At 50.3% G+C, this 13,465-nt stretch carries 10 protein-coding genes and 1 pseudogene; 10 read left to right on the top strand and 1 reads right to left on the bottom strand.

Features of this window, described 5'->3' with window-relative positions; all coding sequences use genetic code 11:
* Positions 1–122 precede the first annotated feature (122 nt).
* Positions 123–983: a helix-turn-helix transcriptional regulator gene (locus tag EIM92_RS02510; RefSeq protein ID WP_125081328.1), complete on the top strand. Its 861-nt coding sequence runs from the start codon at positions 123–125 to the stop codon at positions 981–983.
* 175 nt (positions 984–1,158) lie between these two features.
* Here the strand turns inward: EIM92_RS02510 and EIM92_RS02505 are convergent, their stop codons facing one another.
* A complete protein-coding gene (locus tag EIM92_RS02505) occupies positions 1,159–1,389 on the bottom strand; it encodes a hypothetical protein (RefSeq protein WP_125081327.1) in 231 nt (76 codons plus the stop codon).
* Positions 1,390–1,667: 278 nt separating this feature from the next.
* Here EIM92_RS02505 and EIM92_RS02500 point away from each other — a divergent pair.
* The 9 genes and pseudogenes from EIM92_RS02500 to EIM92_RS23605 all read left to right on the top strand — a co-directional run.
* Positions 1,668–3,023, top strand: a pseudogene (locus EIM92_RS02500) (IS1182 family transposase); the annotation flags it as partial.
* A gap of 890 nt (positions 3,024–3,913) precedes the next feature.
* Positions 3,914–4,228 carry a thioredoxin family protein gene (locus EIM92_RS02495; protein ID WP_125084976.1) on the top strand — a complete coding sequence of 105 codons (315 nt, stop codon included), beginning with the start codon at positions 3,914–3,916 and terminating at the stop codon, positions 4,226–4,228.
* Positions 4,229–4,618: 390 nt separating this feature from the next.
* Positions 4,619–5,788: a hypothetical protein gene (locus EIM92_RS02490; RefSeq protein ID WP_125081326.1), complete on the top strand. Its 1,170-nt coding sequence runs from the start codon at positions 4,619–4,621 to the stop codon at positions 5,786–5,788.
* A 516-nt stretch (positions 5,789–6,304) separates the two neighbouring features.
* Positions 6,305–8,416 (top strand): BglG family transcription antiterminator, encoded by a 2,112-nt coding sequence (locus EIM92_RS02485; protein WP_164515013.1) that lies wholly within the window; start codon positions 6,305–6,307, stop codon positions 8,414–8,416.
* On the top strand, positions 8,413–8,706 hold the full coding sequence (locus tag EIM92_RS02480) for a PTS sugar transporter subunit IIB (RefSeq protein WP_164515012.1): 294 nt from the start codon (positions 8,413–8,415) through the stop codon (positions 8,704–8,706). Before EIM92_RS02485 ends, EIM92_RS02480 begins: the two co-directional genes overlap by 4 nt.
* A gap of 269 nt (positions 8,707–8,975) precedes the next feature.
* Positions 8,976–10,241 carry a PTS ascorbate transporter subunit IIC gene (locus EIM92_RS02475; RefSeq protein ID WP_125081323.1) on the top strand — a complete coding sequence of 422 codons (1,266 nt, stop codon included), beginning with the start codon at positions 8,976–8,978 and terminating at the stop codon, positions 10,239–10,241.
* Positions 10,242–10,541: 300 nt separating this feature from the next.
* A complete protein-coding gene (locus EIM92_RS02465) occupies positions 10,542–11,615 on the top strand; it encodes an ABC transporter substrate-binding protein (RefSeq protein ID WP_125081321.1) in 1,074 nt (357 codons plus the stop codon).
* 34 nt (positions 11,616–11,649) lie between these two features.
* Positions 11,650–13,305 carry an ABC transporter permease gene (locus tag EIM92_RS02460; RefSeq protein WP_125081320.1) on the top strand — a complete coding sequence of 552 codons (1,656 nt, stop codon included), beginning with the start codon at positions 11,650–11,652 and terminating at the stop codon, positions 13,303–13,305.
* Positions 13,305–13,448 (top strand): hypothetical protein, encoded by a 144-nt coding sequence (locus EIM92_RS23605; RefSeq protein ID WP_164515011.1) that lies wholly within the window; start codon positions 13,305–13,307, stop codon positions 13,446–13,448. Before EIM92_RS02460 ends, EIM92_RS23605 begins: the two co-directional genes overlap by 1 nt.
* The last annotated feature ends 17 nt before the right edge of the window (positions 13,449–13,465 follow it).

Here is a 13,465-nt window from a genome sequence, read left to right as displayed (position 1 = left end):
AATCTGTGCGGATTTTATTTGATTTGGATAGGACGAATCAGCACAGATATGTTATATTTATTCATATTTGATTTGGATCAACATTAACTTAACACAGTTGTTTTATGGGGAGAATGTATAGGATGACAAAATACATGGACTATATGATCAGTTCTCATCCGATTCGAATCTTTAATCCAATGGTGGATGCAAGTAGGCGGAAGGTTAGATCGCTGAGCCTGGTGAATGCTGGCCATTTGCCGGGAAGAACGCTGCAGCGCAGCCAGGCCAAATTCAACCATTGGGCTTTTGTGATGATCACGGGCGGCAGTGGCTATTATCAGGTTAATGATGGCGAGTTGCAGCAGGTTGAGGCGGGCAGCTGGTTTTGTCTTTTTCCCGATGCGGTATTTCATTATGGCCCTCATGAGGATGGTTATTGGGATGAGTACTACTTCACCGTAGATGGGAGCCGGGTGGACGAATGGCTGGAGTCCTGGCTGCCTCATCCATGTCTGGTAAAAAAGGCGGCCTTCGATGATTCGCTCATTCACCGCATGGAGATGATGTTCATGCTGATTGACAGCGGGGTACCGACCAACCTGGATCGGGCCGCGCTTATGCTGGAATCTTTTCTATATGATGTTGTATCGCAATCGGATCGCCGTGAGGTGAATAATCGGGAGAGATTCGTTCTGAAGGTAATTGAGGATCTGTCTCAGTCTTTGCATACGCCTCAGGAGCCTGCCCAAATGGCAGCGCGGCATCATATATCCGTGTCTACGCTCCGGCGAATCGTCCATGATTATACAGGCTATCCACTGAATGAGTTCCTTCACCGTCTGAAGGTGGCGGAGGCTAGAAATATTTTGCTCAACACGGAGCTGTCTGTGAAGGAAATCGGCGAGGCTCTAGGTTATAAAGATACGTTTTATTTCTCTCGGGTATTCAAAAGAATTACCGGACTCTCCCCAAGAAGCTACCGTAACCGGGGCGGCCAGTAGAACCGCGCAGCTCCCAGCGCGCGGTGCATTGCTGCATGACGGCGGTCGGTCGGGACGGCCTGTAGCTTAGCTGGGAGGCTGGAGCGGGTATTTGCGGGGAGGTGCCGGGTATGATGCTGTTAGCACGGTGCTTTGCGTGCGATCGGTTGTTTTAGAGCGAGGATTTATACAGGTGCTAATTGTTCGTGCAGTCTGGTACAGGGGCAGGGTAAGGGGCGGGGATGTAATTTTGGTAGTAATGTGGGCGGTTAGGTAGACGGGCAGAAGGGGCAGAAGGGGCAGAAGGGCTGTCCCGAAAGCCCCGCGATTTAAAAGCTCCGTGCTCTAGAAGCTCCACACCTCCGCCGTAGCGCCTTGCCGCGCTCCTCCCGCGCTCCTTAAATTGAACTGGAATCTGTCTCTTCAAAAATTGAAACCCCTGATTTATATTGTTCCTAGGTAGTTCAGTAAGAGGTAAAGTTAGGTAAGATAGCTAGAAGTATATAGTGCTGGAGAAGGTGCAGCTAAAAGCGTAGAGAAACAAACATAGGTAAGGTAACTAGATGTATTTCATGTAGTTAGATCAACCGTTTTGGCCCTGTTAGAGGGAACTAGCTGTAAAACCTCAGACTGTTGAAAAAGCCCCTATCTAGATCACATTACCGCATTAATTTGGTATAATATAGGTAATATATTGAAAGTGTGGTGCGCGAGTTGCCTAACATTCAACAAGATAGAAATCAAATTGAATTGGTTAGTATAGATATGCTTGTACCAAAAGATCATTTACTACGAATCATTGATGAAAACGTAGATTTTTCATTTATTACGGAGATGACTCGCCCCTACTATCACGGCACATTAGGGAGGCCTCCAATTCACCCGATTCGCCTTTTCAAAATGATGCTGATTGGTTATTTGTATGGCATTCACTCCGAAAGGCAATTAGAGCAAGAAATTAAAACGGACGTAGCCTACCGCTGGTTCCTTGGTCTAGGCTTAACGGATCCTGTGCCGGATCACTCGACGATTAGTTACAACCGTAATGTGCGATTCAAAGGATCTACCATTTTTCAAGACATTTTTGACGAAGTAGTCCGTTTGGCCATCCGTCATAACATGGTAGGGGGACGTGTTCTCATTACTGATTCAACGCACATCCAAGCTAACGCGAATAAAAATCGTTCATCGATGCAAGTTGTGACGGAAACGCCCCTTGAATATTTAAAAGAATTGGAGACAGCTGTTAATCAAGAACGAGAGCGTCATGGAAAAAAGCCGCTGCCGCCCGTGAAAAACGAAACGATTGAAAAAAAACTGCGAGTGAGTAACACCGATCCAGAAAGTGGCTTTATGAAGCGTAAAGGCAAACCCGAAGGGTTTTATTATTTGGATCATCGTACAGTCGATCACAAATTCAATCTCATTACGGATGTCCATGTTACCCCTGGAAATGTGAATGACTCAACCGTTTATATAGAAAGACTTCAAAGACAGATCGATACATTTGACTTTCACAATACGTTAGAAGCTGTTGCTTTGGATTCAGGATATATGACGCCCTACATATGCAAAAAAACAAGCGAGATGGGTATTTTCAGTGTCATCGCTACTCGTAATGCCCCTACAGCAGAGGGGACTATACCCAAAGAAGAGTTTTCCTATGACCCGCAACAAGACGCTTATATATGTCCCAATGGATCTAAGCTGACTTACCACACAACCAATCGCAATGGATACAAAGAATATATGTCCAACCCTGACTTATGTGGCCAATGCCCATTATTGGATAGCTGTACATCAAGCAAAAATCGTAAACGTAAAATTCAGCGGCATGTTTGGGAAGGGTTTAAAGAGCGAGTAGAAGCGAATTACCGTAGCTCTTCAGGACAGATCTTGTATAAGCTCCGTTGTAAAACAGTTGAGCGAAGCTTCGCGGATGCCAAAGTGCTCCATGGGCTTCGCATTTCCCGTTTGCGTGGCCGGGAAAAAGTGCAGGAACAAGCACTGATGACTGCCATAGTGCAGAACATTAAGAAAATAGCAAGGCACCTAGCCAAGCTTTTTTCTCGTACAAACGGGAACTCACCTTATATTTTAATCCTTTCGATTCTGGATTTCCGTGGAAAGTATGTTTTCTTGCATAGAAAATCAATTACTTCAACAGTCTGAAAACCTACATTTAGTTTTAAGCTTTTTCGACGAATGAGCTCTAATCTGGCAAACTAACTGCATGATTTCCATTTAGCGCATGTATTTTTGGTAAAAATAGCTTAACTAGCTGTATAAAATACATTCCGTTTTTAGATGGTCCATGAATAGTTACTAATGGTTACTTGGGTACTTGAGGTACTTGAGGTACTTGAGTTACTTGAGTTGCTTGAGTTGCTTGGGCTATTTACTGGATAGTTTGGATAGGTGACTGTGCTGGTGGTGGCTTGTTATGCTTTGTATGCTGGTGCTGAGTTCCTTTTGGAGGCTTGCTACAAAAATGCAGGCAGGAACATCTCTATATGCGGGCGGCGCTTTCAAGCACATTGCTCCAAAAGTACAGGAGTAATTCAGCGTAATCCAGTAACTCGCTCAGAATAGTCGTGTTTCCAAAAAAATAATGCACAATTGCAGCGATCTAAGCTTTAGGAGAGATGGTTGTGCTAAATGAACTTTTACAGCCATTCTAGCGGCAGGAGGAGGACAGGAAAGGACAGGAAAGGACAGGAAAGGATAGGAAAGGATAGGGAAGGACCCAGGAAAGGGCTGTGAATGGCTGGGAAAAGCTTAATAGGGCTGAGATTTCGGGGGTTCCCCCGCGGTATAGCCATTGAACGGACAAGGCAGGAAAAAATACGCTAAGTAATGAAAGTTGTTCGTTAGAACGTGCAGCTTTGGAACAACGATAACTGTACCTTGCGAATAAAATGAGTTGGTACAGAGAGGAGTGGACGGTCGGTATGACGATCCGTGAAGCTGTAGAAAATGAATTCGTGAGTGCTTCGATGGCCAGACTTGGCAGGGAAGCTCTATATTTATATACGCCGCTATGCGGAACATGCAAACTTGGTGAGACGATGTTGGATATCGCTATTCAATCGGGCAACACATTGATGCCCGTATCGAAGCTGAATATCAACTTCGCGCCGCGATTGCGGAACGAGTGGCAAATTATGAGCGTGCCGTGCCTGGTTCTGCTGGAGCATGGCAAACCGGTCGCCAAGGAGTATGCTCTGCGGTCGGTTGTGGATTTGCATCAGTGGCTCCAAATTTAGCGTTTGCCTTGAGGCAGATGGGCGCTAGGGCTGAAAAATCTACAAAACCCACAAAATTCACAAAATCTGCTAAGCCTTCAAGTCCGCCAGGCCGGCAGGACTCCCAAAACCCGCAAGGTCGTCAAGGCCGGCAGGACTCCCAAAGCTCGCAAGGTCGTCAAGGTCGGCAGGACTCCTAAAGCCCGTAAGAGCATCAAGGTCGGTAAGTTTCTCAAGTCCGGAAGGTGTCCCGGCGAATCCTCAGCAACAGACGCTCGTCTAATGGACTATTTTAATCAATGGATGGATGATCTTCCCTTTTCGGGCATAGGCTAAACACACGGTGGAAATTTTCCGCATAGGGTGTAGCATCACTACAATCTCGAAGGATAGAGAAGGGAGAAGAATGAAATGGCAGGAAGAGAACGTCATTTTTTTGCGCGGGGAAATACAGCCGAAGGCTTGGTTAGTCTGGTGGATTCGAACTACTATAAATTGGATGCGGTATATGTGTTGGAGGGAGATCCACAGGAGATCGGCGCGATTTTGGCCCGGCTCGCAAACGGCTGGGGACGTAAAGATTGGAACCTGCATTTGATCCACCAGCCGCTGCAAAGCGATTTGCTGGAAGGGATCATCGTTGAGAGCGCCCGGGTTGGCTTGATTGCGGATCGCGCCTGGCCGGAGGAAGGAGTTCCGGAAGGCGTCGAGGTTCATCGTGTCGATTTTAGAAGTGATCCGAGCGGGGAACGATTGGCGGAGCACCAGGAGCATATTGCCGCGCTGGAGCACAATATAGCCGAAAGCTACAAGAAAGCTTATGAGACTTTTCAGCGTACTTTGCGTATCCATGACGATTGGGAGAAAATCTACATCGACACCCTGGATCGCGAAGTCATGAACCAGCTGGCCGTCGAATGGGCGGATCAGTATCTCGTAACCACTGCGGAATCGCAGCAGGTAGGGGATGGAGGCGGAAACGGAGACGGAGACGGAAGCGGTAGTGGTAGTGGTAGTGGTAGTGGTAGTGGTAAAGCAGCCGGGACGGTCACTCGCCGCTTTCTTGGAGCCGCGACTTGGAAAGGAGCCGTTGATTTCATTCTCAATCTGACCGAGGATGTGCCGACGCGAGTTTTTGTGAAGGGGCGACCCGGTTCAGGGAAATCGACATTATTTAAAAAGATCGCGTCCACAGCAACCGAGCGCGGGATCGATACAGAGATCTACCACTGCGGCTTCGATCCGAACAGTCTTGATATGCTAGTGTTCCGCTCGCTTGGCGTAGCGATTTTTGATAGCACGGCACCGCATGAGCATTTCCCGTTACGCGAGGGGGACAGCATTCTGGATGTCTATGAGCTGGCCATCACCCCGTACACCGATGAGAAATATGCGGAGGAAATCGCCGGGGTGAAGGCGCGGTACACGGCTTCCATGCAGCATGCTATCTCGTATTTGACTGAGGTGAAGCAGAATCAGGATCGTTTGAGTGCGATTTATCGCAGCTTTTCCGATGAGGAGGCCATCTCGAGGCAGGAGCGGTTACTGGCGGAGGAAATCGAAGCTAGGTTCGTGAAGTAAGCTAGAATGAGCAGGAAGTAAACAAGAGGCGGGGCAGAAGTAAGCTAGAAGTGGGCCAGAAGTGTGCGAGAAGTAAGCTAGAAATGAGCTAGAAATGAACGAGATTTGAGTGGAAGGTAAGCCAGAGGTAAACGGGAAATGATTTTAAGTGATTGTGAAGTGAACCTAAGTGGTCGCGAAGTACTAAGATGACTAAAAAAATAGAGGAAATAGAACACGAAGCAAAGTGCAAAGTAAAGTGCAGAATACAATGAAAAGTAAAAACTCAAAGTAAAATCGCAAAGTGAAATCGCAAAGTGAAATCGAAAGCCATATCGAAAGGCATATCAACAGTCATATCAACAGTCATATCAACAGTCATATCAACAACCAGATCAAAGGGAATATGCGATTTGAAGACGGGCACTCTGCGGAGTGTGCGTCTTTTTCTATGAAGGCTCTATATCTTACTTTTTAAATGTGTCATAATCTTAATATGATAGCGCATACAAAATTATGAATAATTCGGGTGACATTATGATATCTAGCAGACAACAGCGCATGGTCAAGCAATTGATGGAGAGCGACCAATATATTCCGCTGCAGCAGCTGGCTGATGAATATGGAATATCGTTGCGGACGGTGCGGGCTGATTTGCTGCAGCTGGAGGACTGGCTCCGCGAGCGGGGCGTTGTTCTAGAACGCGATCGCTTGGCGGGTGTTCGTCTGCGGCTGGACGTTGGCCAGTCGGAGCAGCTTGCGGTGCAGATCGGCAAGCGGCCGCATTATATGGATGCTGAGCAGCGGATCAGTCTGCTGCAGAAGCAGCTGCTCCAGGAGACGAAGCTGTCCGTGAAGGCAATCATCGAGGAGCTCGGGATCAGCAAAAATACGCTGCTGCAGGATTTGAACGAAATCAAGCAGCGGCTCATGAGCTGGGAGTTGACGCTGGTAAGGGATCGCGGACAGCTGTATATTGAAGGGCGGGAGAAGCGCAAGCGCAGGGCGTATTTGAGCCTGCTACGCTCCGAGATCACGGACGACAAGCTGCACGACAAGCTGCTGCGCTATATTCTCGATCAGCGAGGCGATTCGTATTCGCCGATGACGCCGTGGAAGGACTGGTTCGAGACGGAGGATGCAGCCATGCTGTTTGATACGATCCAGCGGCTTGAGGAGAAGATGGGGGTGCAGTTCACGGACGCAGGTTACTCCACGTTGATTCTGCATCTGCTAATGGCGATGGAGCGGCTGAAGGGCACGCATGCGATCGAGATGGATCAGGAGTCGCTGTCTGAGCTGCAGGGACATGAGGTATATGAGCTGGTCGTAGCTGAGGTCGTGCCGCAGATTGAGCAGCACTTTGGAGTGAAGCTGCCCGCTTCGGAGATCGGGTACATCACGCAGCACATTCTCGGCGCTCAGAAACAGAGCCTGCCGGTGGAGGAGCTGATCATCGCTGATCTCGCTAAGCAGATCATTCTGCGCACCGAGCAGGAGCTCGGCCGTCCGCTGCAAATGATCGACCAGATTGTGCAGGGGCTCGTCATTCATTTGAAGCCGGCCATTTACCGGGCGAAGTTTGGTCTGCAGTCCAAGAACCCGCTCATGGAGCAGCTGGAGGCGCAGTACGGTTCGCTCCTCAATTTGCTAGAGCGGATCGTCAACGAAGTGATGGAGCCATGGTCAGTCGTATTCGACCGGGATGAGGTCGGCTACATCATGTTCCATATAGGCAGCGGGCTGATTCCACCAAAGGCTCCGGTGCGCAAGCGTGTGGCGGTCGTATGCGGCTCAGGGCTCGGCACTTCGGCGATGCTGAAGCGGCGTGTGGCGGCGATTTTTCCGCAGGTTGATATTGTGGGTACTTACTCGTATAAGGAAGCGGCCGAGATTACGTTGCAGACGGCGGATGCGGTTCTCAGCACGATGGAGATCAGCCATGCCCTGCAGGTGCCGTGGATCAAAGTGTCGCCGCTGCTCGATCAACAGGATCAGAAGCAGATTGCGAGCTTCCTCGGCGTGTCGCCTTCGGGCGAGTCAGCCGCGGCTGCGGCGGCGGTGCAGGTGGTGAACGATATTTTTCAGGTGGTGGAGCGGAACGCGCATATTCATAACCGGAATCGGCTGCTGGAGGAATTGCTGCATTTGTTCCAGGGTGGGGGTCGGCCGGGTGGTCAGCCGCAGGAGCATGATTACGGGTTGACCGCAATGCTACCGCCGGATTCGATCAAGCTCGGAGCTGAGGCTATGCTCTGGGAGGAGGCGGTGCGTGAGGGGAATCGGCTGCTGATGGATCGCGGCGTCTCGGACGCCAGGTACGCGGATAAGCTGATTGAAATCATTCAATCCAACAAGCATCCGTTTATCATCCGTGCTGGTGTGGCTTTTCCTCATGTGTATATGCCGGAGTGCGTAAAGCGCACGGGCTTTAGCGTGATGACCTTTCGTGAGGAGCTGGCGTTTGGGCCGTCCGGGCAGCTAATCTGGCTGATGGTTACACTGGCGGCGGTGGATAAGGAGCAGCATGTTGCTGCACTGGGAACGCTGTTGGACGCGCTGAACGATGAGGCGTTCATGGCAGAATTGCGGCAGGCCCAGGATGCCCGGACGATATGGCAAAGACTGCGCGAGAAGGAGGGCTTATGAAAAAAATCATTGTAGCTTGCAACAGCGGGCTCGGCACCAGCCTGATGATCCGGCTGAACGTGGAGGCGCTCCTGAAGGATTGGGGGCTGAAGGCCTGGGTCGAGCATACAGATATTTCGTCGGTCGACACCTTCGATGCGGACCTGATCATAGGCTCCAATTATGTGATGGAATCGTTACAGCTCGCCCAGGACGTCGAGGTTATTGGTCTGGACGATATTACGGATCGCCAGTACTTGAAATCAAGGCTGCTGGACAGCGAGACATTCAAGCAGTGGTTGGATATGTAGGCATTATATTTTAGAGGCCAAAAAAATTAGGTTTTTAGCGCCTAAGCTTATGCTTTTGATGTAACGTTTTGTCAAAACGCTTTAGGTTAGATGAAAAGGTGAAACTGAGAGCGGCCCGTAGAGAAGCCTACGTGAGCACCAGAAGGTTCGATTGAGTTCGAGATTCGATGTCAAATTCGCTCCTTGCAGTACTTTGTGATCAAAAGATGTTTTTTGACTTCCTATATAGACAAAGAAATAGACAAATATGACAAAAGCGGGGGATGCCCATGAACGCAACGCAAATGATCAGCAAGGGGCTGCTCGGGGAACCAGCCCTGCTGCTGGGGTTAATCGCGTTCGTAGGATTGCTGCTGCAGAAGCAGCCGTTTCAAAGATTGGTTCACGGTACGATCAAGACCATGCTCGGGTATACGTTATTGCAAATTGGGGCGAACGCTGCCGGGTCCTCCCTTTCCAATTTATCGGCGGTTATTCAGAAGGGCTTCCAAATTATCGGGATCATTCCCCATAATGAGACGATTACCGCGCTGGCGCAAATCAATTTTGGCGAGGAAATTGCGCTCATTATGCTCGTTGGTATGATCGTCCACCTGATGATTGCCCGCTTTACGCGGATTAAATATATTTTCCTGACCGGGCATCATATGCTGTTCATGGCTTCACTGCTGGCGGGTGTGCTGGTGTCGATGTCAATGCCGCTGTGGCAGGTGATGGTCGCCGGGGGGATCGTGCTGGCCTTCAGCATGTCGTTTGCCCCGCTGATCACGCAGCCATATGTTCGACGGGTCACGGGAAACAACGATTTCGCCATGGGGCATTTCAACAGCGTCGGCTATGTGCTGAGCGGATTTATCGCTTCCTGGTTCAAAAAAGGCCCAGAGCCGCCGGAGTCCAAGGGGCTGCAGAAGCTGCGCTCTTTTTTCCAGGATCATATGGTCGTCATAACGGTATTTACTTTTGTGCTGTTCCTCTTCTCGGGATTGTTTATCTCACCCGGCGGGACCCAGGAAATGTTCTCGGGACGGCATATTCTTGTCGTGTCCTTGATTCAGGCAACCTGGTTTGCGGGAGGCTGCTACGTCATTCTGGCGGGGGTTCGCATGCTCCTGTCGGAAATTGTCCCCGCTTTCAAAGGGATTGCCGACCGGGTCGTGCCAGGCGCGATTCCTGCGCTGGATTGCCCGGTGCTGTTCAAATTCTCGCCGTTCTCGGCGATGATCGGGTTCCTGCTGAGCTTTACTGGGGGACTGGTCGCGATGGTTATTCAGCTGCAGGTGCAGTATACCGTCATTATTCCCGGGGTGATCCCGCATTTCTTCTCTGGCGGGGCAGCGGGCGTTATCGCTTATAAAATCGGCGGGCGCAAAGGGCTGATCGTATCGTCGTTGATCCATGGGTTCGCGATTACGATTCTGCCGAATTTTCTTATTCCATTGTTGTCGAATCTTGGCTATTTGCGCGCGACTTTTGCCGACAGTGATTTTTCGGTGATCGGGCTGCTGGTGCATGAGGTGTTCAGCTGGTTCAAGTAACATAGCAGGCAGGTTTGGGCAGCAATGATGCAAATATTAGCGGTACAGCAGTAGCAGTAGCAGAAGCAGAAGCAGAGCATTAACCGTAACAGCAGTGCACTGGTATTTAGCCTATGTTCAAGTAACGACAGATCAAGGGCGGTCATCAGGAAGCCTGATTCCATCTCCAAGCGAGGTGGGGTCAGGCTTTTTTGCTGTGTCTGTTTTATTGCCGGAAGAAGTGGCAGAGACTTGGACTCACAGTGTTGTAAGCGCAACCAATATAATGGAGCCATAAAGGACAAAGGGGGATTCACAATTATGGCTATGAAAAAATGGATGAGCTCGATCACCGCGCTGACGATGGCCGCCGTGCTGTTCACGGGCTGCGGATCTACGGGCGGCAACAGTGCCGCACCTGCGAATAATGGAGGCCAGGATGCTGCTCCAGAGAAGCCGCAAGGCAAGCTGACGGTATACGTTGGATTCCAGGAAGACCATGCGGTCGCCGCGATCAAGAAGTTTACCGAGGATACGGGAATCCAGGCGAGCATGATCAGAATGTCGGGAGGCGAAATTCTCGCAAAAGTCCGGGCGGAGCAAGGCAATCCGCAAGCCGACGTGTGGTACGGCGGACCGGCAGATACGTTCGTGCAAGCCACTGCGGAAGAACTGCTGCAGCCGTATACTTCACCGATCGCGGAGAAGATTGACGCGAAGTATAAAGATCCGGACGGCAACTGGACGGGCATCTATGTAGGGGCACTCGGTTTTGCTTCCAATAAGGAGTTTTTGGCGAAAAAAGGCCTGGAGGCTCCGAAAACATGGGAAGACCTGCTTAACCCGGCGTATAAAGGCGAAATTGTCATGGCGGACCCTGCTTCCTCCGGTACGGCTTATACGGCCATGTATACCGTGTTGAAGGTGATGGGCAGCGAAGAAAAGGGATTCGAGTATCTCAGCAAGCTGCATCCGCAAATCCAGCAATATACGACCAGCGGCTCCGCTCCAGGACGAATGGTTGGTATGGGTGAGGCTGGTGTAGGCGTTCTGTTCGCGCATGACGTGATCAAATATCAGGAGGAAGGCTTCGACAGTCTGGAGCTGACGATTCCTGAAGACGGAACGGGCTACGAGACAGGCGCGATCGGCATTATTAAAAACACGAAAAACGAAGAGCTTGCACAGAAGTTCGTAGACTGGGCACTGTCTCCGGCAGGTCAAGAGGTCGGTAAAACTGTAGGCAGCTACCAGAACCTGACGAATCCAGATGCGGTAGGCCCAGAGAAAGCTGTGAAGCTGTCGGATATCAATACGATTGATTACGATGTCGTGGAAGCCGGTAAAGAGCGTCAACGCTTAATTGACAAATGGAGTGTCGAGGTAAAGAAATAACTATCAGTAGATATTCAGAGAGGAGAGAGCTTGAATGAGCGCCATGTTCAAGAGATTCAAGCGCGAGCCGCTCCTGCCGATTCTCATCGTGTTGGTCATGCTCTGCTTACTCGTATTTATCGTCTATCCCTTATTCCAAATTGCAAAATCCAGCTTCGTCGGGTCTACCGGCGAAGTTGGCTTACAAGGATATCAGAGAGTATTGTCCGGGGGCGGGTTATTCCACGCCCTGGTCAACTCGCTGGTACTGGCTATCTTAACGGCCACCTTGTCTACAGTAATTGCATATGTTTTTGCCTACACCTTCGCTTATGTAAAGGTACCGTTCAAAAAACTGTTTAACGGCATTGCCATTCTGCCGGTTATTTCACCACCGTTTGTTATTGCCCTATCCGCCATGCTGCTTCTTGGGAAGCAGGGGCTGATCACCAAGAATTTGCTGGGACTTGAAAATGCGAATATTTACGGGCTGCACGGCCTGGTGCTTGTGCAGACGCTATCTTTTTTCCCGATTGCATTCCTGACGCTGTCCGGGCTGCTGCGTTCCATTAGCCCTTCCTTGGAAGAGGCCAGCCAGAATCTGGGGGCCAGCCGGCTGAAGACGTTCCTTAGCGTCACGCTGCCGCTGTCCGTACCGGGAATCGCCAATGCGTTCCTGCTCGTATTCGTGCAATCGCTGGCTGACTTCGGGAACCCGATGACGATCGGGGGGAACTATTCCACCGTTGCTAGAGAGATCTACTTGCAGGCGGTCGGAAGCTATAACCTGCAGGCCGGTGCCGCCTTGGCGATGGTTCTGCTGACGGTCACGATTATCGTCTATATTTTGCAAAACTTCTGGGTCGGCAAGAAAAGCTATGTTACTGTAACGGGCAAGCCTACCGGACAGCGGAGAATGATTGAGTCCGGGGCTGTTAAACATGGACTATTCACATTTTGTATGATCATGTCGATTGCTGTTATCGCGTTCTATGCGCTCGTACCGATCGGTTCGTTCATCAAGCTGTGGGGCATTAACAACAGCCTGACACTGGATCACTACAAATATGTATTCTCTATAGGACAGAAGGCGATCAAGGATACACTGACGCTGGCCATTGTCGCCACGCCGATCGCAGGATTGCTGGGGATGATCATCGCTTTCCTGATTGTCCGCAAACGGTTCTTTGGTAAAAAAGCTTTGGAAGTCATCAGTATGCTGTCGATTGCGGTGCCAGGTACGGTCATCGGGATCGGGTATATTCTCGCTTTCAACAAAGCGCCATTAGCGCTGACCGGCACAGGGATCATCATCGTTGCCGCGTTCGTCATACGCTCCATGCCGGTAGGCATTCGTTCCGGGGTCGCTGCTCTGCAGCAGATCGATCCAAGCATCGAGGAGGCGGCGACGAACCTAGGAGCGAGCGGCTCCAAAGTGTTCACTAGTGTTGTGCTGCCGCTGATCAAATCCGCCTTCTTCAGCGGTCTCGTAAACAGCTTTGTAAAAAGTATGACCGCGATGAGCGCAATTATTTTCCTCATCTCGGCCAAATATAATCTCATCACGGCGTCGATTCTGGCGCAGGTGGAAGCTGGTCGGATCGGTGTGGCCAGTGCGTACTGTACGATTCTGATTCTGATCATGATCGTGGCGCTCATTTTGTTAAACTTGCTTGTGAAATGGATGGGCGGCAAAGAGCAGTCAGCTTGATGAGCGGAGGGTTAGGGGAGTTGTTAGGCGGGCTGGCGGGTCGAGTGTGTAGTTGGGTACGGGTGCTTAGTAAACCTGCTGCGCTTAGTGCAGCACTGTCACTGGTGTTAAGAGAAGTTACGGTTGCAAGGCAAAGCTGCTGAAGCTTAACTTAGTAAAT

Origin of the sequence: Paenibacillus lentus, assembly GCF_003931855.1 — a bacterium.
Taxonomy (GTDB): Bacteria; Bacillota; Bacilli; order Paenibacillales; family Paenibacillaceae; genus Fontibacillus; species Fontibacillus lentus.
The sequence above is the reverse complement of the archived record's forward strand: the minus strand, read 5'-3'. Positions and strand labels throughout refer to the sequence as shown.

Bases quoted from the DNA above. Each gene is read 5' to 3' on its own strand.
- EIM92_RS02510 (WP_125081328.1), top strand. From the start codon at position 123: ATGACAAAATACATGGACTATATGATCAGTTCTCATCCGATTCGAATC.
- EIM92_RS02495 (WP_125084976.1), top strand. From the start codon at position 3,914: ATGACGATCCGTGAAGCTGTAGAAAATGAATTCGTGAGTGCTTCGATG.
- EIM92_RS02490 (WP_125081326.1), top strand. From the start codon at position 4,619: ATGGCAGGAAGAGAACGTCATTTTTTTGCGCGGGGAAATACAGCCGAA.
- EIM92_RS02485 (WP_164515013.1), top strand. From the start codon at position 6,305: ATGATATCTAGCAGACAACAGCGCATGGTCAAGCAATTGATGGAGAGC.
- EIM92_RS02480 (WP_164515012.1), top strand. From the start codon at position 8,413: ATGAAAAAAATCATTGTAGCTTGCAACAGCGGGCTCGGCACCAGCCTG.
- EIM92_RS02475 (WP_125081323.1), top strand. From the start codon at position 8,976: ATGAACGCAACGCAAATGATCAGCAAGGGGCTGCTCGGGGAACCAGCC.
- EIM92_RS02465 (WP_125081321.1), top strand. From the start codon at position 10,542: ATGGCTATGAAAAAATGGATGAGCTCGATCACCGCGCTGACGATGGCC.
- EIM92_RS02460 (WP_125081320.1), top strand. From the start codon at position 11,650: ATGAGCGCCATGTTCAAGAGATTCAAGCGCGAGCCGCTCCTGCCGATT.
- EIM92_RS23605 (WP_164515011.1), top strand. From the start codon at position 13,305: ATGAGCGGAGGGTTAGGGGAGTTGTTAGGCGGGCTGGCGGGTCGAGTG.